Origin of the sequence: Brevundimonas sp. (genome assembly GCF_013823285.1) — a bacterium.
Lineage (GTDB): Bacteria > Pseudomonadota > Alphaproteobacteria > Caulobacterales > Caulobacteraceae > Brevundimonas.
The window spans coordinates 13778-39733 of record NZ_PNLV01000008.1; the positions used below are offsets into that span (position 1 = coordinate 13778).

The following is a 25956-nucleotide window of genomic DNA, read 5'->3' on the forward strand; positions in this document are numbered from 1 at the left end:
CTCAGAAGTCGATCTCGACGCCGCCACCGCGCTTGCGGGCCAGCGCCGCCAGCCAGGCCGCGCAGGCCAGATCCTGAACCACGTGGCCCAGAGACTTGTAGAGGGTGACCTCATCCGGGCGGGTGCGGCCCTTCAGGGTTGCGGCGAACACCTGCCCGATTTCGCCGACCACGTGATTGTCGTCGATCAGACCGGCCTGTTTCGCCGCCAGGAACTCGGCGCCCTGCGCCAGGACGCCGGGCGCATAATCGGCGATGAAGCGGCTGCGGGCCACAAGGTCCGGCGCGATCTCCACCGGCCCGGCGTAGCTGGAGCCCACGGCGTTGATGTGGGTCCCGTCGCTCACCCAGTCGGACAGGAGGATCGGCTCGAACGCCGCGGTCACGGTGCAGATGATATCGGCGTCGCGCACGGCTTCCCGGACGTCGCCCACTGCCTCGATAGAGATTGCGTGCTCTTTCTGCAGGTCAGCGGCGAAGGCCCGGGCGCGCTCCGGGAGCCGGCCCCACACGCGGACCTCGGACAGCGACCGCACGGCGGCCATGGCGGCCACGTGCGCCCGCGCCTGTTCCCCGTAGCCGAGCACCGCCAGCCGCGTCGCGTCCGGCCGGGCCAGCACGTCGGTCGCCGCCGCGCTGGCGCAGGCGGTGCGGATGCGCGTGACCTCCCCGGCATGCACCAGAGCCGCGGGCGCGCCGTCGGCAGGGTCGAACAGGGTGATGACCCCCTGATGGGAGGGGCGCCCCTGCGCGAAATTCTCTGGATAGACGCTGACCAGCTTGGCCCCGAAGACCCCGGCCATGGCGCCGGGCATCACCCCGAAGGCGCGCCCCTCGGCCAGATGCAGCACGCTGCGCAGGGGCTGCAGGGTCTGGCCCGCTGACAGGGCGATCATGGCGTCGCGCACCAGGGGAATGCACGCCTCGACCGTCAGGTGGCCCCGAACGAATTCCTGATCCAGCAGCAGCAAGACAGCCTCCCGGCGCGTCAGTGGTGATGGTGATCCAGGCCCTGGGGCCCGAACAGGATGGGCGGATCAGCGGCCTCGGCCTGTCCGCCGTCGGACGGCGTGCGCGGCGGCTGAATCTCGATCCCGTCCACGAACGGGCGGATGCCCAGCTCGGGGTAGATTTCACTGGGCAGATAGACGACCCCGTCCTTCATGACCATGCGGATCGCGCGGACGGCGTTGATGTCCCGGGTGGGGTCGCCGGGAACCAGAAAGAAGTCGGCCAGCATGCCGCGCGCGATGCGACCTAGCGACTGGTCGCGGCCCATGTAGCGTACAGGGGTCAGGGTCCCCGCCGTCAGCGCTTCGGCCGGGCTCAGGCCCGCCAGCACGTAGAGCTCCAGCTCCCTGTGAACCGTCAGCCCCAGAGTGTCGTCGGTGCCTGGCAGAAGCACGATGCCCGCGTCATGCAGGCGCGCGATGGTCTCGAGGATTGTCTGGAATCCGCCCCGATAGGCGGCATCCGCCTCCGGCGTGTCGATGTCCACGAAGGCGCGCCGGCGATAGCGTTGATAGCCGATCGGCATGTGGTCGATGAAGGCCTCGGCCATGGCGGGAACCTGCCCGGCCCGACTCATCATCAAGGTTTCGAGGGTGACGGCGGTGACGTCCAGGGCCGCGTTCTGCGCCAGCATCAGGTCGATGGTCCGCTGCACCGGCGCGCTGGCCAGGTCCAGATCCGCGCCCCGCGCCATGGCGGTGAGACGCAGCGGTGTGCGGGAGTCTTCGCCCGGCTCAAGCAGCCAGCCCAGCATCAACTGGTTGATGTGCGAAATCTCGTCGTAGCCCGCCGCAAGCGCCTGGTCCGGCGTGACGAAGGCCGGGATGTGTCCGGTGACGCCCAGCCCCAGCCGGTGCGCCTCGGCGGTCACCGGCCCGACCCACTCCGGATGCAGGGAGTTGTAGATCTTCAGCTGCCAGTAGCCGTGGTCGGCGTACCAGCGCACCGCCTCCAGCGCCTCGTCCAGGGTGTCGGCCAGGATGCCGGTGCGCACGGAGTGGGGACTGCGGCCTTCCAGCATGCCGTTGCGCACGATGCGCGGTCCCGGCAGCAGGCCCTGCTCGATCTGGTTGGTCAGGTCCAGCAGGCGCTCATTGTCGTTGCCCATGTCGCGGGTCGTGGTCACGCCCGCCGCCAGATAGAACAGGCCGCTCTGCAGCGAGTTGTGGGCGTGCATGTCGTGCAGTCCGGGGATCAGCGTCCCGCCTTCACCGTCGATCTCATAGGCGTCGTCGCGCGCCGGGCCGCCGCTCTCGGGCAGGATGGTGGTGATGCGGTCATCGAAAATCGTCACCTCGGACGGCGGCGACAGGGTCCCGGTCTCAGGATCGAAGATGCGCACATTGCGGATCCGCACCGGGGCGTCGAACCGGTGCGCCAGCCGGGTCTGCAGCTCGCGGATGCGTTCGCGTTCCAGCTCGGCGTGCAGGTCCCTGAGCGACGGCGCCGCGTGGGCCAGGTCCTCGCGGATGACGCCGCCCAGGTCGCCGATCAGGGCGCTCCGGTCGTCCAGCATCACATAGCCGGGCGCCAGGTTCAGCCCGGTCAGGCGATAGATGGTCCCCTCGACGCCGCTGTCGCCCACGGCCGCGCGCCGCACCTCGGTCAGGGTGATGCGCCCCCCTGGCGCCACGTCCAGCGCACGCCCCGGCGCCGCACGCAGAATCCGCGCGTAGAGCGCAAGGCTCCACGGGCTGGCGTCATTGGCCACATACAGTACGGGCCCAGGCGCCGGGGCCTGGCCCGCGTCCGCCTGGCTGACCCAGCTGAGCTGCCCCTCCCCGCGCTCGAACCGTTCGTTGACCGCGCCGCCGAACAGCGAGGTTCCGTCGATGGTCCACAACACCGGAAAGCCGTCCCGATCCAGCTGGAGTCGCTCCCGATGTTTGGGTCCGCGCCCGTTGTTGTCCACGTGATAATCGATCTCGACCCTTCGTCCGCCCTGATCGACCGTCATCCAGCCGACGGACTCGCCCCCCGCAATCACCAGATACCGGACGGGTTCGGCCATGGCCGCGGTGGCCGACAGCAGAACACAGACGCTCCCCGCCATGGCCAGCAACCGCGACAACGCCATGCCCTGCCCGCGTATCCGTCCGCCCTGGCCCGATCGGGTCATCGTCTCATCCTTCTGGCGAAACGCCTCGTCTGCGGCGCAGGCTTTCGTGCAGCCGCGACAAGCCTTCATCAAGGGCGGCAGGCGACAGGCCGAAGCCCAGACGCATGTGCCCGGCACGGCCGAACATCTCGCCGGGGGCCGTGACCAGTCCGTCCTCTCGCCAGAGCGATTCGGCCAGTCTGAGCGTGTCGGGATGGCCCACCACGCGGGGGAACGCCATGCAGCCGAACGGCGGGGCTTCGCCCTCAATCAGGCCGTCGGACGCCATGGCCGCCATGTGCCGCGCCAGAACGGGCCGCCCGGCCGCCAGCACACCGCGCCAATGATCCTCGAAAGCACCGCTGTCTTCCAGCACCATCGCCGCCACTGCGTGCGTCAGCTTGGAGACGCCGAACTCAAGTCCGGCATTGGCGGCGGCGACCCGTGCGATCACCTCGGGATCGGCGATGATCCAGCCGCATCTGAGGGCATAGAGGCCGAACACCTTGCTCAGGCTGTTGATGCGCAGGAGGTTTGGCGCCGTCTGAAGGCGGATCGCGTCGGCTCGCGCGAAGTCCGCGTAGACCTCGTCCACCACCAGCCAGGCGCCCACCTCGGCTGCGGCCGCGGCAAGCTCCAGCACCCGCTGCTCGTCCAGCAGGCGGCCGGACGGATTGTGGAGATTGCTGATGATGACCATGCGGGTGTCCGGCCGCAGCGCCCGGCGCAGGTCGGCCGCTGTCAGGTCGAAGTCCGGGGCTGGACGCGCCAGATCCGTCACCTTGCACCAGGCCGCATGGGCGAGGCTGGACAGGACGTCGAAACCCGGCCGCTCCACGAGCACATGATCGCCCGGTGACACGAGGGTGTTCAAGACCTGGGCCATGCCGCTCGACACGCCGGTGACGGCCAGAATGGAGCGCCCTGCGACGCCGTATCGGGCCGCCAGAGCGGCCAGAAGATGGGGATTGCCGCGCCCGAAGACGCTCTCGTACCGATCCGGCGGACCGCCGGAGAACGCCCGGCTCACCAGATCGGCCAGCAGGTGGACAGGCTCCTCTACGGTGCTTTCGAAAACGAGCAGCGAGCTCTTTGGCAAGGGCATTCGCCGATAGAGGTCACGGGCCCAGGCGCTGTAGCTCGCACCGGCGTAAAGCGGCGCGTCGTCCTGACGGGCCGTCACGGCGTCATTCCACATCCGGGATGCTGGGGTAGAGGTCGGGTGCATCCTCGGCCTGAATCAACACGGGGCGCGACAATCGCCCCCACGAACCGCATGATATGCGCGATCAGCCCGAAGAATCTTTGCGTTTGCCACCGTCAGACCCTCTATGCATGAATAGACAATGCGAGCTTTGGAACGATTTGTGAGTGATCAATGCCGAACGATCTTGATGCAATCGACGTGAAAATCCTGGAGCAGCTTCAGCGGGATTGCTCCATCTCGACGTCTGAACTCGCCGATCGGGTCGGCCTGTCCCAGTCCCCCTGCTGGCGCCGGATCCAGCGGCTGAAGGACGAGGGCTATATCAAGGCCCAGGTGGCCATACTTGACGCCGAAAAAATGGGCTTCCAGCTGCACGTCTTCGCCCAGCTCAAGATCAAACACCTGACCGAGGACGAGCGGGACAAGTTCCTGGCCGCCATCGAAGCCACGCCCGAGATCGTCGAATGCTATTCGATCCTCGGCGAGCGGGATGCCATGATCAAGGTCATCGCCCCCGACATCCGCTGGTACCAGGACTTCATCTTCACACAGATCCTGAAGCTGCCGGGCGTGGTGGATATCAACTCCACCGTGGCCCTGTCCGAGATGAAGCGCTCCACCTTCCTGCCGGTCCGCGGCGCGCGCTGAAGAGCGGTCTCAGATGCCGCAGGCCTGCTCGGGAACGTCATTGCGCAGCCAGCGATAGCCCGGCCGCGCCGGGCCCCAGGGCTCGAAGGCGACGCTCACAGCCCGTCCACCACGCACAAGCGCCAGCGTCGCCTCGCCCGGCCCGGCGGCCTCCAGCGCCTCCAGCGCGTCGCGGTCCGCCAGGCGGTCGCCGTCGCGCACCCCGGCCAGGGCCCCGTGGCCCTCGGGCAGCAGACGGGTCACGCGACCGTCGTGCTCCACGCGGAAGCCCGGTTCGAAACGCCTCAGGGTGGTGGACGCGCGCTCGAAGCAGGGCCCCAGCAGGTTGTCGGGCAAGTCCATGGGGCGGCCGGCCATCATGGCCTCGAACTCGGCGACGCCAGCCTCGCCCAGTTCGCGCCGCAGCAGGGCCACCCAGCCCGCGCGGCTGTAATCGCCGCCGTTGCGCCGCGCCTCCAGCAGGGCCAGTACCAGATCGTCGACCCGCTTCGCGCCATTCGATGCGGCCCGAATCCGGGCGTCAACCTGGGCGAAATAGATCGGCCCGCGCTGGTAGGGCACCAGCTGGGCGTCACCGTCCGAAAAGAACAGCCGCGTCACCTCGTCGTTGGACAGGTCGCTGCGCGGGTTTGTGTAATAGGATCGGGACAGGTCGTTCATGGCCCTCTGGAACTGATCCAGGCTGGTCAGTCCCGCGCGATAGGACAGCACCTCGGTGTAGTAGCTGGTCGTGCCTTCCGACCACCACTGGCTGGTCTCCTCGCCCAGGCCGTTCAGCCAGTTGTGCAGGGTTTCGTGGACCAGCAAACCGAGGACCTCGGCCTCCTCGCGCGACTGACCCTCCACATTGCCGAACATGAAGGAGTTGTAGCCGCCCGATCCGCCGCCGGCGAAGGCGGGGGTGGTGCGCATGAAGACGCGGAAGGGCGCAGCCTCATCGCCGAAGAAGGTGGAGAACTGCCCGTAGGCGTCCTCTATGCGCCTAAGCGCGTTCTCAAGATCGAATGCGGGCGGGGTGATCCAGTAGCCGACGAAGGCCCCGCGCCCGTCGCGGGGCAGGCTGTGCAGCGGCCCGGCCATGAAATAGCTGCTGGCGACGCCCTGTTTCGGGACGACGGCCTGAATCGATCCCTCCCCGTGGCTGCTCGCGCCACGCGCCCCTTCGGGCATATCGGAAAGATCCCAGTCGATGCGCACCGGCCGGGGCCAGCCCTCCGGCGGCAAGGCGATGATCACGGCGCCGGAGCCGTGAAAGCCCTGCCCTTCGCCGCGCATGTCATAGAGCGGGCCGGGCCGCGTGGCGGGGGTGATCTCGCGCGGCGTGGCCTGATAGCGAACCACCACATCGCCTGCGGTGGCCCGCTGCACCCGCCAGCGCCGATCCTGCCGGAACCCCGTGGGATCGACCGGGTCCTCGTCCACCGTCAGGGCCAGCGGCCCCCGGTCGTCCCAGGCCGAGAGCGCGCTGGAGTCCTGCAGGGCCGACGGGGCCATGGCCCGGATCAGCGGCATCTCGATCAGCACATCGCCCTCGGCCGCGCCCGGTGCGACAAGCGTCACACGCACATCCACGGCGGCCACGGCGTCGGCCGCCATGCGCGGCGCCAGCAGCACCCGCACTTCCGCACCAAGCGTGTCCGGCCCCCCGGCGCCGGCGGCCGTGAACGACAGCGCCCCCGCCAGGGTGAGACACGCGATCCACATCGACTTCAGCATGGCGAGAACTCCTTGAACGCTACGCCGAGCGCGGCCCGGCCACGAAGGCCCGCAGATCCTGGGCCATGGCGGTGCGCGCATCGGGATTGCTGTAGGCCATGTGTCCGCCCTCATATTCACGCAGCACGAGGCGCTCACGCGGATAGGCGGCCTGGTCGGCCAGATACCGGGCCGGGCCCAGGGTGGTGGTGGTGTCGAACACGCCAGTGCCGATCAGCAGGCGAAACCGGGGATTGGCCGCCATCGCCTGCTCCACGCCCCGGTCATAATGATAGTCGTCGAAGGGTCCGCCGGCGCCCGACGAGGGCGCATAGGCCCACGGTCCCGGACGCGGCGCCGAGGCGCGGTAGTCCGCCATGGGCAGGGTGACGCCCAGGGTTTCGGTCAGGTGCCGCGCCAGCAGAGGCGGGATCATGGCGTTGACCTTGCCGTAGGGGTCGGTCGCGGGCTCGCCGGCCGCGGGCGCAGGGCCGGCGTAGCGGGCGTCGTACATGGCCAGGATCAGCCCCTGATCGCGCAGCAGTTCGCGGCAGAAGGCGACCTTGCTGATCATCAACCGATTGGCCAGGTAGTAGTCCCGTCCGATGCCGGTCAAGGCCTCAAGCCGCCCCGCCATGGCCCGGCTTTCAGCGACGGGGAGCGCGTTCCCCAGCCGAAGCGCCTCCAGATACGCCGACATCGCGAAGGCCCAGGACTCCTCGATCCGAGCCGAGAGACCCTCTCCGCGGGATATGCGGCCGTGATGCCAGGCGACCGCCGTCAGGGTCGGCAGGTTCGTGGCGTAGGACAGGATGTTGCCCGCACGCTGGCTGGTCTCGATCATGTTCAGGGCCTGCCCAAGCAGCACCAGGCCCTCCAGCGGGCGGGTCTCGCTGAGCAGCCCGGCCGTGAGCGACGCCCGCAAGGTGCCGTAGCTCTCCCCCACCAGATGAACCGGGGACGTCTCCCGGCCGGCCGCCCGCAGCCAGACCTGGATGAACTCGGCCGTCATGAGGGAATCGGCGCGGTCCGAATAGGCCTGAAGCCTGTCCGTTTCGTCCTCCAGGCGGCTGAATCCCGTCTCCGGCGGATCGACGAACACCAGGTCGGCCACGTCGAGCGGACAGTCGGAATTGTCCACCAGGGCGTAAGGCGGGGCCACATCGGCGTTCACGTCGCGCGGCGGATCGTAGCGCCGGGGGCCGAAGGCGCCGATGTGCAGATAGGACGAGGCCACGATGGGTCCGCCGTTGAACAGAAACAGCACCGGCCGTGCGGGGTCGCGAGGCTCGGCCACATAGGCGGTGGTCACGAACCGGGCGGCCGGTCGCTCCGGCGCCGCGGTGATCCGGGTTTCCTCCAGCGTGGCCGTATAGCGCACGGCGCGTCCGTTGAAGCGGCCTTCATGCCCGGTGATGACGCGCACCGGTGTCTCGCGCGTCGTCGACTGCGCCCTCACCGTCCCCGCGCCACCGGACGCGGCGAGTCCGGCCAGGACGGTTCTGCGGTTGGGCGGACTGAAGGGCATGACGGACTCCACGGCGTTCGGACGATAGAGCAGGGGGCGGCGCGCCTGGCCCCGCCCCCTGCTCTATCCTAGAAGCGGGCGTTCAGTCCGACGAAGTACTGACGGCCCAGGATGTCGCCATAGTTCCGGGTCGGATACGACGGCTCCTCATCGGTCAGGTTGATGACCCCGGCGCGCACCGTGTAGTCGCCAAAGTCATACTGCCCCGACAGATTGTGCCGGATGTTGCGCTCAATGTCCGGCACCGGCGTGGACTCGATGGTGTCGAACAGGTTCACCTTGGCTTCCGGCAGGTAGGACATCGAATAGCTGAGACGCAGCGGCCCGCGGGACCAGCGTACGTCGTATCGCGACACCCAGTCCGGCGCCCGGGTGGTGCCGTCGGTGCGCAGATAGTCAAAGCCGGTCACCGAGGTCTCCAGCAGCGCAGTGTGGGTGATCTCGGCGTTCAGCTCGACCCGGCCGTAGTCGCGCCCGGCGAACCAGTCGTCCAGGCCGAACACATAGTTGATGTTGTAGACCTCGCCTTCGTACCGAACCCGGCCGGCATTAAAGGTGGTGGAGTTGGCGGTGGCCACATGCCCTTGACCATTGAAGGTGAACTGGTCGCAGACGGCGCTCGGCTCGACAGAGTCGAAGCAGGTGGTCAGGAAGTCCTGGGGCAGGAACGCCGACAGGCCGTCCTTCAGATCCACCTCGATCCGGTCGGCGACGATCGTCAGCCCGGGAATGAACGACGGCTGGAGGATCACCCCATAGGTGAAGGTGTCCGACAGCTCGTTGCGCAGATCAGGATTGCCCCCCGAAGTGATCATCACCGCATTGAAGTTCTCGCCGGGGTCCTGGAATCCATCCAGCGATCCCCATCCCGGATTGGCCGCGAACAGGGCCTCGCAGTTGGAGCGCCGCACGGCCGGGTTCGGCCCACTGTTGATACGGTCGGAATCGCAGGGATTGATCGCGATCGACCCCAGCGTCGTCGATGACGGCGCGAACAGCTGGTCGAGGGTCGGGGCGCGGAAGTTGCGGCTGCGGGACACCCGCACCGTCACCCCGTCGATCACACCCCAGCGCAGGCCGGCGCCCCAGACATCCTCACGCCCGGCGATGGAGTTGTCCACCGTGCGGTAGGCGCCGTCGAACTCCAGGCTCCGGGCGAACGGCAGGTGGAACCCACCGCCAAGGATCGGCACCAGCACCTCGGCCGAGAACTCGTTGGTGTTGTAGGACCCGCCGCTGGGCACGGACACCGTGCCAGACCCGGTCAGGCCCAGCTGGGCGGATTCTGACGGGACGAATTCGGAGGACTCCCGGCGATACTCATAGGCCACCGAGAAGCTGGCCGGGCCTGCCGGCAGGTGAAACAGGGTCCCGCCAAGCGTCGCCAGGAAATTGTCCTGCGTGTTGTCGTAGGTCTGGCCCGTACGGACCGCGACATAGTCCCTCATCTCGTCGGTGACCGTGCCATTGCCGAACGGATTGATGGGCACGCACGCCGCATCATCGTTCGTGGGGTCAGCGTCGGCGTTGATGGCGCAGACGATGTCGCCGCCGCTTTCAACAGCGTTGACGGCGTTCTGCATCCGCTGGGTCCAGACACCCCATCCGGCGGTCTCCCCCTGCACCTCGGCCCGGCTGTAGGACAGGCTCCAGTAGAAGTTGCGGTCCGCCCAGTCGAAATCACCGTCCAGACCTGCCTGGGCCCGCCAAATATCGGTCGTGTGCACGAACTCGCGCGTCGGCACCGCATCGGCCCACTGTTTGGACAGGAACAGCGGCGCCCCCGCCGCAAAAGCCGGGCTGGCTGCCGTCAGCTGGGCCAGCGCCTCGGCCGAAAGGAACGGGTTGTTGCGCGTGAAGGTCAGGACGCCCGCCCCGGACGCCGCGTTGTTGAGCACCGTATTGCTGCCGCCCTGGGTGCCATAGGGATCGCGGCCCTCGGTCGAGGCGAACATCAGCTCGCCCGAAAGCCTTACGCGGTCGGTCAGATCATAGTGCCCGATCAGATTGGCGTTGACGCGCTCGACGGCTGAATACAGGGCGGCGATCTCACGATAGTCCCACCCGTCGCCGCCAGAGGCGAAGGGCACCCCGAACACCTCACCGGGGTCGTAGGACACGACGCTGCGGCCATCAGCGGCGAACTGGGTCGGCGCACCGTCTATGCGCAGAAGGAGGGCCGGCGACGGGGCCGGGACGGTGTAGATCACGCCATTGTAGTTGAACGGCCAGAACCGGGCGTTGAAGATCTCCCGCAGGGCCGGGATGCCGTCGGTCTCGCTGGTGTTGGCCGGATTGCTGGTTGTCAGGCGCGCCAGGTCAGAAATAGGCCGGTCATAGCTGAGCAGGGACTCGGTCTGCGACCACTCCAGGCTTCCCGCCACATTGGCGCGGCCGTCCAGCAGATTGCGGCCCGCCGTGAACCGGGCGCTCTGCTGCGGATAGTCGTTGCGAGACGACACGCCGTACTGGACGTCAAACTCCATGCCGTCGAAATCGTCGCGCAGCACATAGTTGACGACCCCGGCGATGGCGTCCGAGCCGTAGACGGCGGCCCCGCCTGCCTGGACGATGTCCACGCGCTGGAGCAGGCCCACGGGGATGGCGTTGGTGTCCACGACCCGGTCGCCCGTGCCCGCCCCGGTGGTGACGAAACGACGCCCGTTGACCAGCGTCAGGGTTCGTCCCGCGCCCAGGCCGAACAGGTTGGGATACTGCCGCCCGCTGCCCGCCGCGGCGCCGCTGCCGTCGGCGAGGGGAGCCGAGGGAATTACCGAGGTGTTTTGATTCAGCGCCTGGCCAGCCTGGATAAAGCCCCGTTCGTTCATCACCGCCTGGTCGATAACCGTCACCGGCGCCGACGTCGTCGTCTCGACCCGCCGGATGCGAGAGCCGGTGATGACGATTTCCTGAACCTCCACCGGCTCGTCGAGACGACGCCCGTCGTCCTCCAGGGTCTGGGCGCTGACGGCCCCGGCGTGCAGGATCAGGGAGAGCGTCACCCCTCCCACGACGGTGGAGCTCAGGAGCCCGGCTCGCCTCGATAGTTTATTCATGATCTATCCCCTTCAAGGGCGGACACCCCGATGACATCCCACCGCCCATCATTTCAGTGAGCGTAGGGCCAACAGGGGAAAATGTTCTTTCGTATTCAGGGGCCGGCACACCCCTTCGCGAAACCTTCATGCAACAATTGCACGTCTGACGCTTAACTCATGCATGTGGAAAACGGTCATCATCAGCGCGCAGGTCGTGCCATTGCGCAGCGATCTCAGTAGTCATTCCCCGCGAGCGAGCCAGCAGGGCGGTCACCGCTGGTGCGGGTTGCAAGTGCCCGACATGCGACTGAAAGCCATAGTCGCAGATCGACCCAAGTCGGTCGTTGCAGGGGCTCCCTGAGAGCCCCAACCGCCGTATCAGCCGTTTCGTTGCTCACGCGCGTAGTGGATCGGCGCCATTCCGACCGAGCGGGCGAAGGCGACGCTGAACGTGCTTGCCGAGCTGTAACCCACCCGCGCAGCCACCTGGGCCACGCCCACCTTCTCGCGGCGCAGCAGATCCTTGGCCAGAGCCATGCGCCAGCCCAGCAGGTACTCCATCGGTGCGACGCCCACCTCGCGCCGGAACCGGTCGAAGAAGGTCGACCGGGACAGCGCCGCCTCCCGCGCCAGTTCGACCACTGTCCAGGCATGGGTCGGACGCTCGTGCATCCGCCGCAGCGCGGTGGCCAGATGGCGGTCGGCCAGGCCTCGCAACAGGCCCGGGGATGCCGTGGGGCCGGCCGACGAGCGCAGGGCCTCGATCAGCAAAACCTCAAGCAGCTGCGTTAGCACGGCGTCGCGACCAGGTCGGTCGGCGCGCGTCTCGCCGTTCACCTGCTCGACCAAGGTGGTCAGCCGACCCTGCCCCCGCACGTGCACCAGTTGCGGCAACAACGAGACCAGCAGCCTGGCGTCGTTTGCGACGAAGGCGCAGTGGCCGACCAGCATCCGTACGTCCGGCGCGTCGTCGAGGCCGCCGAGCCGGAACACACCGGGGCTGACCTCCGTCCGTTGGGTCTCGAAGCTTTCTGGCGGCGGCTGCAGACTGGAGGTAGAAAAGTCAAAGGCTGCTGGCACCAGCACGAAATCACCTCGTTCAAGCGTGACCGGCGCCTGCCCGGCGACCGACAGGCGGCAAGCGCCTTCCAGCATCGCACAATAGAAAGGCCGGCCGTCGCCATCCGAGCGGCGCACAGCCCATGGGCTTGAGGCGATGACGAGCTTGGAGAATGAGGCGCTGGGCTGCAGGAGGCCCACGACTTGTGTGAGGGGGTCGGACATTCGGACTTACGCCAATGAAATCTGGATTTCTGACGGTAGCAGGTCCGAATGGCGCATCATACCTGTCGGTCTCCCCCAAAGGAGCAGTCATGAACACCATTCTCATCACCGGATGCTCATCCGGCTTCGGCCTTGAGACCGCCCGCTACTTCCTCGACCGCGACTGGACGGTCATCGCCACAATGCGCACGCCGAACCCCGACCTCCTGCCGCCGTCCGATTACCTCAGGATCCTGCCGCTCGACGTCACGGACACGGCCAGCATCGCCCGCGTTGTCGAGGCGGCTGGTCCGATCGACGTGCTCGTCAACAACGCCGGCGTCGGCCTGCTCAACGCGGTGGAAGGTATCTCCCTGGACCAGGCTCGGGAGGTGTTCGAGACCAACACGCTCGGGACCATCGCCATGACCAGAGCCTTCCTGCCTCAGTTTCGGGAGCGGCGCGCAGGCGTGATTGTCAACGTGACGTCCACGGTGACGCTACGACCGCTGCATCTGCTGTCCGTCTACACGGCCAGCAAGGCGGCGGTGAACGCTTTCACCGAGTCCATGGCCCTGGAGCTGGAGCCGTTCGGCGTTCGGGCGCGGCTGGTGCTCCCGGGGCTGGCGCCAGCCACCGCATTCGGCGCCAATGCCCGCGCCCGCATGGGCATGAGCATCCCCGAGGCTTATGCCGACGTGGCGGCTCAGGTTTTCGCCGGGCTTGAAAACCCGGGGGACGTGACGCATCCGACCGACGTCGCTGAGGCGGTGTGGCGCGCTGCGACCGATCCCTCGTGCCCGATGCGGCTTCCCGCCGGAGCGGACGCGGTGGCGTGGGCCAAGGCAGGATGAGCCTTCGCGGTATGGGGCGGGGAAGTCGCACGACGCACGGCCCGGCGAGTCCGCTATCCCATCGGCCTTCACCATGACCATCTGAGGGCGACCTCCCCACCATGGCTCTGGCTGGCGTCGCCGATCAGGCCCCGGTAGCCGGCGCTGAACATCAGGCGATCGCGCAGGGTCCACTCGGCGCCCAGGTTGAGGGTGAGGCTGTCACGGGACCAGGCGTCCATGGGCACCCGGTAGGTCGGGCTGGCGGCCCAGTCCGCGTACCGGACCCCCTGCTCGCCAAGACGCTCCAGTTCGCGCGACCATTCAATGCGGGCATAGGGCGACAGACCGCCGCGCTCGCCCATGTCGATCCGCCAGCTCCACGCGACGCCCAGGCTGGCGGAGAGGCTGTCCTGCTCCAGTGCGTCCCAGCTCAGGGAGGCCAGGCCCGCGCCGGTCTCGGTGAAGGCGTCCAGTTTGATGGTGCGGGCGTCAACGCGCAGGTAAAGGCTGCGGCGCAGGGTTCCCTCGCCCGCTATCCTGCCGATGGTTCCGGACACGAAGCGCACGGAGCCGTCCCGCTCGCCCAGGGCGAAGGCGTCGGGCTCGTCGCCCAGACCTTCGGCCCAGCGGCGGGAGTCGAACGCCAGTTCGCCGTGGCCGGCCACGCCGTCCAGGAACACCGCATCAGTGATCCGCCAGCTGCCATACACGGCGCCGGTCAGGCTGCGCGCCCGCGACAGGGTGCCGTTCTCCCCGATCTCCGAGCGGTCGCGGCCGTAGCCGACCCCGCCGCCGACGATCAACCGGTCCGTGAGGTGCGCATCCACGCCGATGGTCAGGCCCTGGGTCCGGAAGCGCTGGTCTCGCTGACCGTCCGCGTTCTGGCGGCCCCAGTCGATGGAGCCCGCCGTCCAGACGCCCACGGAGGGGCCGACCTCTTCCCCACCCGTGTTCGACTGGGCCTGCAGGCCCACGGGCGCCCCGTCCGGGGTATCACCGGCGGCGTCCCGGTTCGCGCCCTGACGGCCCGCCCACAGATCCTGGCCCATGAACTCGCGCTCGAGGTCGTGACCGGCGCCCGGGTCCAGCTCCGGAGCCCGCAACCGTCGCGCCAGTTCGACACGCGGGTCCTGCTCCGTCCCGTCCCGGCCGAAGCCGACGTTCAGGGTCAGGCCGTTTCCCGACGGATTGTCCCCGTGGCGCAGGGTCTCCAGCCGGCGCTGGAAGTTGCTGATCTGGGCGTCGGCGAAGCGGCGCGCCGTCGTGACCTGGCTGCCGGCCAGGCCCCGGACGTCCGGATCCAGGGACGGATCGGGACGAGGCTCGACCGTGACGGTCAGGGTGCTGGTGGCCGTCGAGTCGCCATTGCCCAGCGTATAGGTGACCACGGCCTCGCCGGAGAACGCGCCTCGGGGCGCGTAGGTCAGGTCATAAGCGCCGGACCCGGCGCTCCCGATCGTAGCCAGCCCCGCGTCAGCCGGGGCGACTGACACAACCGTCGCTTCGGTGAAGGGACCGCCGCGAACGTCATCGGTGATGCGGACGGTGACCGGGACCCCGGCCAGGGTCCGGGCGGTCAGGGCCTGGGTCTCCACCACGGCGAGCGCCACCAGATTGATGCGGCCGGGCGCGGAGTCGCCGAAGGGCAGTTCGACCACATACTCCAGGAAGGTCGCCCCGGCGTTCTCCTCGCCCGGGGTGAAGGTGAGGGTCAGGCCCTGGACCTGCACCTCGCCGAACGCCGGGGGCGTGACGATCCGCAAGCCCTGGAAGGGTCCGCCGACCAGGTCGGCGGTGGGCTCAAAGACCAGCGAGCCGTCGGCGAGGACTCCCGCCTGGAAGTCCGGCGCCCGGCCCGGGGCGTGGAAGGTGAACACAGCCGGCGAAGAGTCCCCGCCTGGGCCGAAGGCCACGACCGAGACTTCGTCCACGCCCATGAAGTCCGCGCGGGGCCGATAGACCAGGCTGTAGCGGACAGCGGACGAAGCGGCTCCCGACGAGACCCTCGCCGTCGATATCGATCCGCTCTCGATGCTGGCCTCGCCGTTGCGCGCCTGCTGGGTGATGCGGAAGCCGTCGACGACGCCTTGCACCTGTTCGCCCAGGTCCACCGAGGCAACGCCCCCCGAACCCGCCGTCACCGGCACATCCACAGGCTCGCCCGGCGACACTTCCGGCGCAGGCGGCGCCGCAACGGTGAGCACGACAGTGGCCGGGGCGGAGCTGCCTCCCGGGCCAACCGCGATCACCGTGAAGCTGTCCTGGCCGAAGAAGTCGGCCTCGGGCGTGTAGGTGGCGATGTCGCCGGCCAGGGAGACCGTGCCACGGCTCGGCTGGGTGACGATCTCGAAGCGTTCGTAGACACCTCCGGCCGTGAGGGTGATCTCCGTCCCTCTCGATCCATAGGGAACCGCGAGGCTGGCGTCCTGGACCGTCGGCGTGGCCGGGGCCTGCACCACCAGGGTAAAGCTGGCTGTGGCGTCATAGGGGCCTTCGCCGGTCGCCGAGTCCGTCACGGCCACCGTGAGGTCGAACTCACCGAAGGCCTGGGGCGTCCCGGAGATCACGCCGGAAGACGACAGGGTCAGTCCGTCCGGAAGCGCCCCGCCGGTGATCCGCCAGTCCGCATAGGGAGCCACCCCGCCCGAAGCGCTGAGCACCTGGGTGTAGGCGGTCTGGAACCGGGCTTGCGGCAGTGCGGAGGGCGCGATGACCAGGTCCGGCGCGGCGATGAGGAGGGTGAAGCCCGCGCTCGAGCCGGCGCCGCCCGATGCATCGGTCACACGAATGGACAGGTTGAACGATCCGCCTTCAGTGGGCACGCCCGCGATGACGCCGCCCGTGGTCAGCGACAGCCCCGCCGGCAGGTCGCCCGACGCCACTTCGAAGGTGAAGGGCGCCGAGCCCGCCTGCGGCGTGATCGTCGTCTCATAGGGGACCGCAACCTGCCCCGCGGGAAGCGCTCCGTCTTCGACCTCGAGCACCGAATAGGTGAAGACGGTGTCGGTCGGCGCGGAGGCGTTGCCCGCCGCGTCGCGCACCACGACCTGGAGGGTGTGGGCGCCCGGCGTCGGCGTCCCCACATCCAGACTCCAGCCGCCGGATCCGTCCGCCGTGACCGTGCCGACCGCCGTCCCGTCCAGGGACACGTCCACCTGGGCCCCGGCCTCGGCTGTTCCGCGAACCACCACTGTCGCCGCGCCGACCACGGCCCCGTCAGCCGGGGTGGTGATCACGGGCGCCGCTGGCGCCGTGGCGTCGACCATGAAACTGACCGTCGCCGAGGACGGAGAAGTGTTGCCAGCGGAGTCCGTCGCCGTGGCGCGCAGGGTGTGAGCCCCGTCGACCAGAGGCACGCTGACGGCGAATGTCCAGGCGCCCGCGCCGTCGGCTGTGGCCGTGCCGACCGTGTTCCCGTCAATGATCACGCTCACCAGGGCGCCGGGCTCAGCCGTACCGGTCACATCGGGGGTCGGGTCCGTGATTAATGAACCGTCCGCAGGCGACGTCAGGGTCGGCATGGCGGGAGGATCGGCATCAACGATCAGGGCGACAGCGGCCGAGGCTGGCGAGACGTTTCCGGCGGCGTCGGCGGCCATCGCTGTGACCGTATGCCCTCCCGCAACCAGTGGGGGTGTGATGAAAGCCCAGACGCCCGCTTCGTCCGCAGTCGTCACCCCCGCCGATGCGCCGTCGACGAGAACCGTCACCGTGGAGCCGGCTTCCGCGGTTCCCACAATCTCCGGGCGATCTGTGGCGAGAATGCTGCCGGCCGCAGGCGCACTGATCACCGGCTCCAGGGGCGCTACAGTGTCTATGGTGAGCGTGATTGGAATCCGGGGCGACGTGTTGGCGTCCTGGTCCAGCTGGTAGACCTCAAAGTCGTGGACGCCGTCCGGGAAGGCGCCGAGGGCAAAAGAAATCATAAACGCCCCGGTTCCATCGCCGACGTCCTCAACGGCCCCTGAGCCCCACGACACAACCACCCGCGCCGACGGCGCCGCGTCGCCCCTGAATACCGGGAACTGCACGACTGCCCCGTCCGCCGGGGCATCCACCACCGGGCCGGCGAGAGTTCGCAGCACGGTGAAATTATCGGCCGCACCCGCCGTGTTGCTGTCGCCGGCGGCCGTACTCACCTGAATGTCTATGACGCCCGGCGTCAGCGACGGAACAGTGGCGGTGATCCTGCTGTCGTCTTCGATGGTGAAGGCCGCCGCAACCCCTCCGAAGGTCACGGAGTCCGCGCCGCTGAACCCGGTGCCGTTCACTCTCACGACGCTTCCAACGATCCCCGCGAGCGGCGCAACGGATGTGACGGTCGGAACCACGACCGTATCGCCGGACAGTCTGAAATTATCCATCTGGAAGGTGAAGCCATTGCCGGAGTTCGATCCTTCGAGCCCTATGGTCATCAGGCCCCCGCCCGACGCGCTGAGAGCGTTAAGCTCAGTCACGAAGACGGCGGGCAGCACCAGTTCCTTCGCCCCCTCCGTCGGAGTCACGCCCGCCATTGATGGCGAGAGTCTCAGTGCGTCCCAGGACGGCTGGTCGGCGGCGACCGATCCCGCGAAGCGGCGTACACTGATGCCGCCAGATCCGGTCGAACTGACCATGTCGAAGGACAGGACGGCGTCGGTGTAGGTCACGCCGGCCGGCACCGAGAACGTGGCGAAGGCGATCCCTCGATTGGTCAGCGAGGCGCTGGATCCTCTTCTTGTGGTGTAAGTCGGGGAAAGCACGAACTCGAAGCTCGTCGACACGAGGCAGAGACACAGGGAGCCTCCGTCAGTCGGCGCATAATCGTAGGTTTCCGCACGCGCCGGCGACGTCAGCAGCACAGTGGCTGCGAACGTCGCCAGGATCACGAGCCCGCACTGGAGCAATCGAGCGATCCTGGCAGCCACGCGTCCGGCGGGATGTGACCCGGAAGCCGCGCCGAAAGATTCTCCGGAAGGCTGATTGAACGATGAATGGCCCAAGGATTCCCCCACCAGTACGCATGCGGGCGCAAAGGTGGCGCGCTTGAGAATTCGACGCATCTCCAATTGTGTAGACATGCCGGGACACGGCGTCTGACGCCGGACGCGGGCATAGGGAGCAAGTCCCCGGCGCGGAAGACGGTCTCAGGAAACTGAGCGTCCGCCACCGAGCCGCCGGGCGCCCGGGGAAGAACCCTGTACAATATTGGATACGTCGGACGTTGCGGGATGACGTAGTCTTGGGAGTCAGTCATCAAGAACGGAGTCCCCATGCGACGCCTTGTCCTTGCGTCTTCACTGCTGCTCGCGGTCAGCGCCTGCGCCACCGTTGACAGCACCGATCCCCGAACCTGCCATCAGCTAGAAGGGGAGATGTCGGGGCTCCTGTTTGACTTCGAGGGCGCTCAGCTGCGCGCGGCCCATGATCAGCTCATGTCTGTGGCACGGGCCAAGCGCTGTGCCTGGGCGGATACCTAGAGATGCCGTCCGGCCGAGGGCGGCTCCTGCCTCCGAAAGGCCCTCAGAGCTTTGGCATCCGCGCCGCCAGCTCCAGTTGGCTGGCGACGCCGACCTTCTCGTATATCCGTCGCACTTGCGTCCTGACCGTCCCCAGAGACACGCGCCGCTCGTGGGCGATGGCGGCGGGGGAGCGGCCCGCCGCGAGTTGGGCGGCGATGGCCGCCTCACTTGCGCTGAGCCCATACAGAGAGCCGGCCGCCACGGCCACGCGCGTTTCATCCACGCCCGGTCCGTGGACGATGATCAGGGCCCGAGGACCAAACCCCGGCGCACTGGATGAGGGGAGCGGTGCGGCCTCGATGAACAGACGCTCGTCGCTGTGCAGGCGCCGGGCGGCGACGGCATAGGCCGGCGGCCCGCCTTCAAGGGCCGCCCTCAGGGCGGTCTCCAGCCCGTGGCGGTCGGCTTCGCAGGCCGTGGTCAGCCTCCCCTTCCTCAGCCGCAGGACATCGCCGTCCGAGAGGAGAGCCTCCGCCGAAGCGGTCATGCCCCGCACCCGCCCGTCCACGTCGCAGAAATATGCCGTCGCTCGCACAGCCTCCAGGGCGCCGGCCAGCAGCTGGGAACCCTGAGCCTCCAGCGCCATCTGTGTGCGCACTGCGCCGCGAGCATGGGCGGCCAGAACGGCGAAGGCGCGCTTCTGCTCCTGGCTGACGTTGCCCTGTCGCCGGCTGCGAAGGAGGGCGAGACCGGCGTTCCGTTCAGGCTCCTTGACCAGATTGGTCAGGCAGGTGTGGTGCATGTCATAGGTGCGGATCCAGTCGGCATATTCAGGACTGAGCCGCATGTCCGTCGCTGTAGTGAAAGCCGACTCGTCCAGCACCTCCAGCTCGGCGGCGCGCATGCCGATCCGGACGCGGGAGTTGATGGCCGGGTCGCCGCCGCCCGCCGCCAGGAAATCACGCCCGGTCGCCGGGGGGACGCCGGTCATGACATTGAAAGGGACGGTGGCTTCGCAGCCCAGGCCGATCAGCTGGGCTCCGGTTGAACCGGTGACCACGGCAAGACCATCCAGCGCCTCCTCCCAGGTCGCGTGCCCGAGGCCGGCGGCCTGAAAGCGTTCGGCCGCCGCTTCGACGGTTTTCTGCGTCACGCCACTCATGTACCCAGCAAGACCCCCGTCTCTTCGGGCAGATAACTGGAGAAGCGGCCCATAATCAATGGGAAGGGGGCTGACGTGACGTGACGTCTGTCGAGGCGACCAAGCCTCTCAGCAAGTGGGCGTCGCAGCACAGCTGCGCCGGGAAGACGCCCGGCTTTCGGTACCCCCGGTCCAAAGCCAGGACGAAATAAGCATCATCGTGCGGGTGGTGACTTCGTCCGGGGGCAGGGTCGCAACCCGCAGGTCCACCTGAAACCCCGGGGCGGAGACGCTCCGGGAGCGCTCGCCCAGAAACTCGCCGGACGGAAGTGCAGGGCTTGCCATAGTTCTGGATACGCCAAGCGACGGCGCGTTGGCACCCTTCGCGTTCAGATTGCGGTTGTCCCGCATCTCGTCGAGCGTGACGTGGGTCAGGATTCATCGAGTACAACGCCGCTGCGTACGTCGGAGATCTTCATCGGTCCCGACCTGAAGGGTCTCGCTCGCGACCGGACAGCCTGGACAATTGCGCCTCCCGCATCTCCACCTTCGGCAGGCGCCGCAGATGATCCATCAGGGCCGCGGCCAGCGCCCGATCCTCGGGGCGGTCCGAACGCGACAGGGCGACGGCCTCAGCCGCAAGAGCCCGGCGAATCCGGGTCTGTCGCTCAGGGATCGCCGCCTCCCAGGGCGCAGGCCGTCCCGGTGTGGTGGACGCCTGCCGCCAGGCGCTCACCATGACCCGGGGCGCAGCCCCCTTCCCTGCCGCGAAGCGCTCCCGCATCTTGCGCACCGGGGTCTGCTCGGCCTTGCGCACCATCCCGCGCGCCCGGCGCGGACTGGCCTCGGCCTCCACGCCACGATCCCGCAGGGCCTGGGCGAACCGCCGACGCCAGACCTCCAGGTCCGCCTTGCGCGGATTGAGACGGCTGCCGTCCCACCCCAGGGCCCGCACGGTGAGATGGACGTGGGGATGGCCCCCTTCGTCGTGCAGCGCGAACACATAGGGGAAGCGCTCGCCGAAGGCCTCGGCCGCGAAGGCGCGCGCGGCGTCGTGCAGCCGCATGGGATCGGTGCCCCTGGGCATGCTCAGGACGATGGACCGGGACAGCGGGCTGTCGCCCCGCCGGCCAGGCGCCATGGCCGCCTCCGCCGCCCAGTCCGCCGCCAGCGCCTTCACCGCCGACCGCCCCTCGAGCCGCTCCCCGTCCGGGCCCTCCAGGGTGAGCGTGCCGTTGCGGCTGATGTACTCCAGATGCCGATTGAGGTGTCCTGCGTCCCGCGTCTTGCCCGTGACCTTGACCATCACCTCCGGAGCCCGCCGGATGATCCGCGCCAGCTGTCCGTAGGCGGCGGCGTCCCCGGCCCTGCCCGGCGGCCGCAGCACCGGCCGCGTGATACGCGCGCGGCGCACATCCACCGGCGGCCGCAGGGCGTCCTCGAACCCCAGCGGTCTGCGGAAGTCGCTCACGGGTCCCCAGACCAGTAGGCCAGATTGCCCGCAAAGGCCGCGTCCAGTGCGCGCACATGGGCCCGGATCTCGGCGGCGAAGGCGGCCAGCTGCGCCGTCTCCAGCTCCAGCACCGCGCCCTCCAGCACCGCCGTGTTCAGGGCCCGGGCGATCTGGTTGATGTTGACGCCGATGCGGTTGAGTTCGCGGCGGACCCCGATCAGGGCGATGGCTTCCGGCGGCGTCAGCTGCAGGCCGCCGTGCAGGCGCCCGCGGATCAGGGCCGCAGCCCACTGGGTGCGCAAAAGCCCGGCGCGCGCCGCCTCGGCTTCCAGGGCTGTCATGTCCGGCTCCGGAAGCCGCAGGGTCAGCTTGGCGGACCTGGCGCCCGATGGTCCCGGCTCCGGCGCAGGCAGGGCGCTTTGCACGGCGGCCTCCATGAGGCTGCGCAGATACCGGGACCGGCCGCCGCGCGGGGCCGCCGCCGCGTCGAAGCGGCGGGCCAGGTCGGACGGCAGGCGAAGGGTGAAGCGGTCCATGGGGAAGCGGGTGTGTCAGACATTGCCGGCGCAAAGCCTATCCTGCCCTTGACCGCGACCCCCTTCGCCCCGCAGGCCTACGGGGCTCTCCCCCCTCCCCTCGGCGACCGTGTCCGGCCGCTCGCCCGCCGCCCTGAAGGGCGCCCCATCCGGGGGCGGCTGTCCGTTCCACAGCAAAGTCGGCGGCGCACATTCGTGCGCCGCCTCCACATCAAATGGCGATCTGGTCACGCTTCGACGAAGCGCCGCACAGGCGCCGTTGTCGTCCCTTTATCCTGCGGCCGCACGTGCGGAGCGGGACGGGCCGGCGCCGGACGCCAGCCCGTCGGCCGTCAGGCCTGCCGGTCGTGCAGCCAGGCCACGGCGCCCTGGGCGTGGGCCGCCGCCGAAACCAGGAAGCGCTTGTCGGCCTTCAGCACTTCGAGCCAGTGCCCCAGATAAGCGGCATGGTCCTCGCGCGGCTCCAGCTCAAGACCGAGATCGGCGCACAGGAAGGCGGCGCCCAGCTCCGCCACCAGCTCTTCGCGAGCGCAGGCCCGCGTGGCGCGGCTGAAGTCCCGGGCCAGGCGCGAGGGGTGTCCGGTCCAGTGGACGCATTCGTGACCGAGGGTGGCGTAGTAGGCGCCTGCGTCCCGGAAGGTCTCGAACGGCGGCACCTGCACATGGTCTGACGCCGGAACGTAGAAGGCGGCCGAACCGCCGTGACGGATGTCCGCGCCCAGGCCGGCGAAGAAGCGCTCCGCTTCGGCCTGCCGCGCGTCCGGATTGACCGGCTCGGGCGGCGCGGCGCGAAAGCGGGCCGGCAGGCCCTCGATCTGCTCCACATTGAAGACCGTATAGGCCTTCAGGAAGGGGATGCGCCGCTCGGTGTCCTCGCCGTCCTCGTCAGCTTCGGTGCGAACGATCTGATTGGCGTAGACCACCGTCGCGCCGGTCTCGCCCCGGCGCACATGGGCGCCCAGGGACAGGGCCTGACGGAAGGTCATCCAGGTGGGCGAGCCATAGCCGCGGCTCAGGGCCTGGGACCACAGCAGCAGGATGTTGACGCCGCTGTAGGGGGTTCCGTCATGGCGCAGCGGACGGGTGACGGGCTTGCCGCCGGTCCAGGGCTGGGTCCAGGGCCGGACGCCGGCCTCCAGCTGGGCGATGATGGTTTCGGTGATCCGGGAATGGACGTCCGGACGTGGATGTTCGGCGGGGCGCGTCATGGCGGCCTCCTCGATCTGGGATTGTCAGGAAAAGGGGCGGCGGCGCACCGGGCGCGCCGCCGCCGGCTCGGTCAGCGGGACCAGATCAGGCTGTGCCCGCCGTCCATCTCGACCAGGGTGGCGTAGATCGGAGCCGGGAAGCTGGGGTCGTCCAGCTTGACCGAGAGGTAGTCCCGGTTCTGCTGGCTCGTGCGCTTCCAGGCGGCGCCGAACTCGGTCTGGCCTGCGAAGATGCGGTAGTCCGGGCCCTTGTCGTCGGCCTTGTCATTGGGCCGGAGGGTCGCGCTCCTGACGTTGAGGGTCAGGGTCTTGATGGACCCGGTGTAGCCGTCGCCCTGGGCGGTGAAGGTTCCGATAGCGGCCATTGTCGTCTCTCCTTTGCTGTCGGGCCGCGCCGATCGCGGCCTCGATGGCGATCGACGGACCGGGAGACGGACGGCGCGCAGGGCGAGCACAGGGAGCCCCCGCAGCGCAGCGGAGGACCGGGACGCGCGGGTTTCTTGTTTCGCGAGGAAGGCCGTCAGGCCGGGGACGAAACCCGCGCGCCCGGTTGCGCCAGCCGACCGGCTTCCGGTCAGATCCGTCCATCGGGGGGCCGCGCCGGCCGGCCCGCGCCGGGAGACGAACCGGGGGTTGTCTCGACCTTGTCCCGCTGCAGGGCGCCGCACTCACCCGCCCGGACCCGAATCCTGGCTGCGGTCAGGCGAGCGGGCGCCGGCCCTGGACCCGGCCGGGTCCAGGGCCGGCAGGCGGCTGCGCACGACGTCAGGACCGTGCGGCGTTCGCCATCATGGTGTAAGCCGGTTGCGCCGCACCACGGCGTATGCCCCGGACACTTGGACAGATCCCATGACGCTATCCGCTCCCGAGCCCCGGCTCATCTCCAGCATCGCCAGAACCGGCTGGCGCCAGGGTGATCGTCTGGTGCAGCTGGTCGCGGACGGCGCGCGTCTGGGCCTTCGCTTCACGCCCAAGCTGGCCCTGGATCTCGCCTTGCGGCTGCTGCAGCCGGAGGCGAAAGCCGCCAGCCATGCCCCCGTCGGCATCAAGGCCCGGGCCGTGGCCACGGCGCGGACGGACCAGGGCCATGCGGTTCTGTCCTTCGCCCTGCCCGGCGAGGCCCGTCTGTCCGTCGTTCTGCCCCCTGAGGTGGAGCGACAGCTGGTTCAGGGCCTGAGCCGGCCGGCCGCCGATCCCCACCGTCGCCTGATGCACTGAATTTGATTGGGCCGTGTGACGGCGGCCCGGAGGCGTCCATGCCCATGGCGACAGGCGTCAGCAGTCAGGCGCCGGACGCGTCGGCGCCCCCTGGTCTCGAGCCCGTGGCGGCGGTGAGCGCGGCATGCGTTCAAACGGAACGCCCCTGCGAACCGCAAACCCTGTTCGCTGGGCCTTGATTGGGGGCTGTCTGCCGCGTGACCGGGGCGGTAATGGCGCGAAACTCTCGCGCTCTAGGCGTCCGGGGCCGCCGGTCGGACGATGCGGCCGAGGAACAGGATCGCCCCCGTTTGCCTGTCGCGGATCAGGAACAGGAAGGCATGGTCGGCCCGGAAGGTGGGCGGCGGGGCGGCCGGGGCGCTGGTCACGCTGATGGCGACGCCCGTTGCGGCCGCCGCTTCGGTTCCCTTCTCGTCGATGCGCAGGAAAGTCTTGTGCACCACCTGGCCGATGGCCAGCGGGGCGTCGGCGATGCCCCGGAAGTCGGCGCCGCCGGTGAAGGCGGTTCCCATGCCCAGGACGGTCAGTTGCGGGACCAGGTTGTAGCTGAGCGCAGCCTCGGTTCTGGGCAGATACAGCCGGACCCGCCGGGGCTGTTCGGCGTCCAGCCTGGCCAGCCACGCCCACAGGTCCGTGTCCAGGCCGGCCTCCAGCGCCGGCAGGCCGCCGCGCTCACGGGGCAGGAGCACGGTCATGGACAGGCGCTCGCCTTCATAGGGCAGGTCGATGGCCTGGAGCTGGTCGGTCTCCAGAAGGCGGAACGAGCCGCGCTGGGACATCAGCGGAATCGGCGTGGTGGAGCCATCCGCCAGGTGGAAGGGCTCCTCGGTGGTGCTGGACGCGTTGAAGGGCTGGAGCCAGTCGCCCAGAAAATAGACAGCGTTGGTGACGATCAGGCGCGTGGCGTCGGTGATGCTGGAGGCGCTGATCAGTTCGGGGATGCGGGTGCGGGTCTCCTCAGACACCCAGGCGTTGATCCGGTCCGCCGCCTGGCGGGGCGCGCCCTGGAAATCCACTGCCTGGGCCTGGGCGCCGTACTCGCGCTCGGCGGTCTGGACGAAGGCGGGGTTGAGGGTGAACCCCTGCTGCACCCAGACGGCGTTGGCGACCCTGAGGGTCGCGGGGCCGTCCTCGACCTCCAGTGAACGCAACAGGGCGCCCAGGTCCGAATGCAGCGTCTCCCCTTGGGGCAGACCCAGGCTGCTCAGAATGGCCGCCCGCGTCTCGCCTCGCGCGCCGGCCGACACCACCCCGAAGGCGCCCATCAGGCTGACGGGCGAAATGACCACATTGTCGTCGGCCGGGCGGAGCTGCTCATAGAGCCGCACCCCCAGGGCGCGGCCGGTCAGGTCGGTGGCCATGGCGGCGGCTTCTCCGGGAGGCGATGTGACCGCTGAAGACGGCAGAGGCGCCGGCGTCGTGGCGCAGGCGGTCAGAACCAGGGCGGCGAGTGACGGGGCGACGAAGGCGGGGCTCAGCTTCATGCCGCCACAGTACACCAGCAAGGCAGTTCGCGCGCGGGTGCGATCTGCACCGTCGCCGGGCCTCGCGGGGCCGCGCCGCCAAAAGCGGGACAGCCGCCCTGCCCCGGCCGTCCCCTGACGGCCGCTGCTTGCGATCAGGGCGCGGTGAGCCA

17 protein-coding genes are annotated in these 25956 nt (G+C 69.0%); 3 read left to right on the forward strand and 14 right to left on the reverse strand.

Features of this window, described 5'->3' with window-relative positions; all coding sequences use genetic code 11:
* Position 1 precedes the first annotated feature (1 nt).
* From C0461_RS02385 to C0461_RS02395, 3 genes are read right to left on the reverse strand one after another with little or no spacing between them, the layout of a single operon-like run.
* Entirely contained in the window at positions 2–970 is a 969-nt protein-coding gene (locus C0461_RS02385) for an ornithine cyclodeaminase family protein (RefSeq protein ID WP_292103611.1), read from the reverse strand.
* A 17-nt stretch (positions 971–987) separates the two neighbouring features.
* A complete protein-coding gene (locus C0461_RS02390) occupies positions 988–3129 on the reverse strand; it encodes an amidohydrolase family protein (protein ID WP_292103612.1) in 2142 nt (713 codons plus the stop codon).
* A gap of 4 nt (positions 3130–3133) precedes the next feature.
* Entirely contained in the window at positions 3134–4291 is a 1158-nt protein-coding gene (locus C0461_RS02395; RefSeq protein WP_292103613.1) for a pyridoxal phosphate-dependent aminotransferase, read from the reverse strand.
* Between the two features lie 195 nt (positions 4292–4486).
* Here C0461_RS02395 and C0461_RS02400 point away from each other — a divergent pair, with 195 nt between their 5' ends.
* Positions 4487–4963: an Lrp/AsnC family transcriptional regulator gene (locus C0461_RS02400; protein WP_292103615.1), complete on the forward strand. Its 477-nt coding sequence runs from the start codon at positions 4487–4489 to the stop codon at positions 4961–4963.
* Between the two features lie 9 nt (positions 4964–4972).
* Here the strand turns inward: C0461_RS02400 and C0461_RS02405 are convergent, their stop codons facing one another.
* From C0461_RS02405 to C0461_RS02420, 4 genes are all read right to left on the reverse strand, one after another.
* Positions 4973–6679: a hypothetical protein gene (locus C0461_RS02405; protein ID WP_292103616.1), complete on the reverse strand. Its 1707-nt coding sequence runs from the start codon at positions 6677–6679 to the stop codon at positions 4973–4975.
* A 19-nt stretch (positions 6680–6698) separates the two neighbouring features.
* Positions 6699–8186, reverse strand: coding sequence for a peptidase S10 (locus tag C0461_RS02410; RefSeq protein ID WP_292103618.1), 1488 nt, complete (start codon positions 8184–8186; stop codon positions 6699–6701).
* Between the two features lie 68 nt (positions 8187–8254).
* Positions 8255–11242, reverse strand: a complete 2988-nt coding sequence (locus C0461_RS02415) for a TonB-dependent receptor (RefSeq protein WP_292103619.1) — start codon at positions 11240–11242, stop codon at positions 8255–8257.
* Between the two features lie 360 nt (positions 11243–11602).
* Positions 11603–12508: an AraC family transcriptional regulator gene (locus tag C0461_RS02420; protein ID WP_292103621.1), complete on the reverse strand. Its 906-nt coding sequence runs from the start codon at positions 12506–12508 to the stop codon at positions 11603–11605.
* Positions 12509–12597: 89 nt separating this feature from the next.
* Between C0461_RS02420 and C0461_RS02425 the strand changes: the two genes are divergently transcribed.
* Positions 12598–13341 carry an SDR family oxidoreductase gene (locus C0461_RS02425; protein WP_292103622.1) on the forward strand — a complete coding sequence of 248 codons (744 nt, stop codon included), beginning with the start codon at positions 12598–12600 and terminating at the stop codon, positions 13339–13341.
* Positions 13342–13409: 68 nt separating this feature from the next.
* Here C0461_RS02425 and C0461_RS02430 read toward each other — a convergent pair whose 3' ends face one another.
* The 6 genes from C0461_RS02430 to C0461_RS02455 all read right to left on the reverse strand — a co-directional run bounded on the left by C0461_RS02430 (position 13410) and on the right by C0461_RS02455 (position 23467).
* Entirely contained in the window at positions 13410–18065 is a 4656-nt protein-coding gene (locus tag C0461_RS02430; RefSeq protein ID WP_292103623.1) for an Ig-like domain-containing protein, read from the reverse strand.
* Positions 18066–18825: 760 nt separating this feature from the next.
* On the reverse strand, positions 18826–19917 hold the full coding sequence (locus C0461_RS02435) for a LuxR C-terminal-related transcriptional regulator (RefSeq protein WP_292103624.1): 1092 nt from the start codon (positions 19915–19917) through the stop codon (positions 18826–18828).
* 463 nt (positions 19918–20380) lie between these two features.
* On the reverse strand, positions 20381–21376 hold the full coding sequence (locus C0461_RS02440) for a hypothetical protein (RefSeq protein WP_292103625.1): 996 nt from the start codon (positions 21374–21376) through the stop codon (positions 20381–20383).
* Positions 21373–21894 carry a plasmid mobilization relaxosome protein MobC gene (gene mobC / locus C0461_RS02445; protein WP_292103626.1) on the reverse strand — a complete coding sequence of 174 codons (522 nt, stop codon included), beginning with the start codon at positions 21892–21894 and terminating at the stop codon, positions 21373–21375. The genes C0461_RS02440 and mobC overlap by 4 nt, the downstream gene beginning before the upstream one ends.
* Positions 21895–22226: 332 nt before the next feature.
* Positions 22227–23102 carry a zincin-like metallopeptidase domain-containing protein gene (locus C0461_RS02450; protein ID WP_292103630.1) on the reverse strand — a complete coding sequence of 292 codons (876 nt, stop codon included), beginning with the start codon at positions 23100–23102 and terminating at the stop codon, positions 22227–22229.
* A 71-nt stretch (positions 23103–23173) separates the two neighbouring features.
* Positions 23174–23467, reverse strand: coding sequence for a DUF736 domain-containing protein (locus tag C0461_RS02455; RefSeq protein WP_292103632.1), 294 nt, complete (start codon positions 23465–23467; stop codon positions 23174–23176).
* A gap of 484 nt (positions 23468–23951) precedes the next feature.
* Between C0461_RS02455 and C0461_RS02460 the strand changes: the two genes are divergently transcribed.
* A complete protein-coding gene (locus tag C0461_RS02460) occupies positions 23952–24320 on the forward strand; it encodes a hypothetical protein (protein ID WP_292103634.1) in 369 nt (122 codons plus the stop codon).
* A 233-nt stretch (positions 24321–24553) separates the two neighbouring features.
* Here the strand turns inward: C0461_RS02460 and C0461_RS02465 are convergent, their stop codons facing one another.
* Positions 24554–25804, reverse strand: coding sequence for a serpin family protein (locus tag C0461_RS02465; protein WP_292103635.1), 1251 nt, complete (start codon positions 25802–25804; stop codon positions 24554–24556).
* Positions 25805–25956 lie beyond the last annotated feature (152 nt).

Excerpts from the sequence above, each read along its gene's own strand:
- C0461_RS02390 (WP_292103612.1), bottom strand. The coding sequence starts at position 3,129 with ATGACCCGATCGGGCCAGGGCGGACGGATACGCGGGCAGGGCATGGCG.
- C0461_RS02400 (WP_292103615.1), top strand. The coding sequence starts at position 4,487 with ATGCCGAACGATCTTGATGCAATCGACGTGAAAATCCTGGAGCAGCTT.
- C0461_RS02405 (WP_292103616.1), bottom strand. The coding sequence starts at position 6,679 with ATGCTGAAGTCGATGTGGATCGCGTGTCTCACCCTGGCGGGGGCGCTG.
- C0461_RS02410 (WP_292103618.1), bottom strand. The coding sequence starts at position 8,186 with ATGCCCTTCAGTCCGCCCAACCGCAGAACCGTCCTGGCCGGACTCGCC.
- C0461_RS02415 (WP_292103619.1), bottom strand. The coding sequence starts at position 11,242 with ATGAATAAACTATCGAGGCGAGCCGGGCTCCTGAGCTCCACCGTCGTG.
- C0461_RS02420 (WP_292103621.1), bottom strand. The coding sequence starts at position 12,508 with ATGTCCGACCCCCTCACACAAGTCGTGGGCCTCCTGCAGCCCAGCGCC.
- C0461_RS02425 (WP_292103622.1), top strand. The coding sequence starts at position 12,598 with ATGAACACCATTCTCATCACCGGATGCTCATCCGGCTTCGGCCTTGAG.
- mobC (WP_292103626.1), bottom strand. The coding sequence starts at position 21,894 with ATGGACCGCTTCACCCTTCGCCTGCCGTCCGACCTGGCCCGCCGCTTC.
- C0461_RS02450 (WP_292103630.1), bottom strand. The coding sequence starts at position 23,102 with ATGACGCGCCCCGCCGAACATCCACGTCCGGACGTCCATTCCCGGATC.
- C0461_RS02455 (WP_292103632.1), bottom strand. The coding sequence starts at position 23,467 with ATGGCCGCTATCGGAACCTTCACCGCCCAGGGCGACGGCTACACCGGG.
- C0461_RS02460 (WP_292103634.1), top strand. The coding sequence starts at position 23,952 with ATGACGCTATCCGCTCCCGAGCCCCGGCTCATCTCCAGCATCGCCAGA.
- C0461_RS02465 (WP_292103635.1), bottom strand. The coding sequence starts at position 25,804 with ATGAAGCTGAGCCCCGCCTTCGTCGCCCCGTCACTCGCCGCCCTGGTT.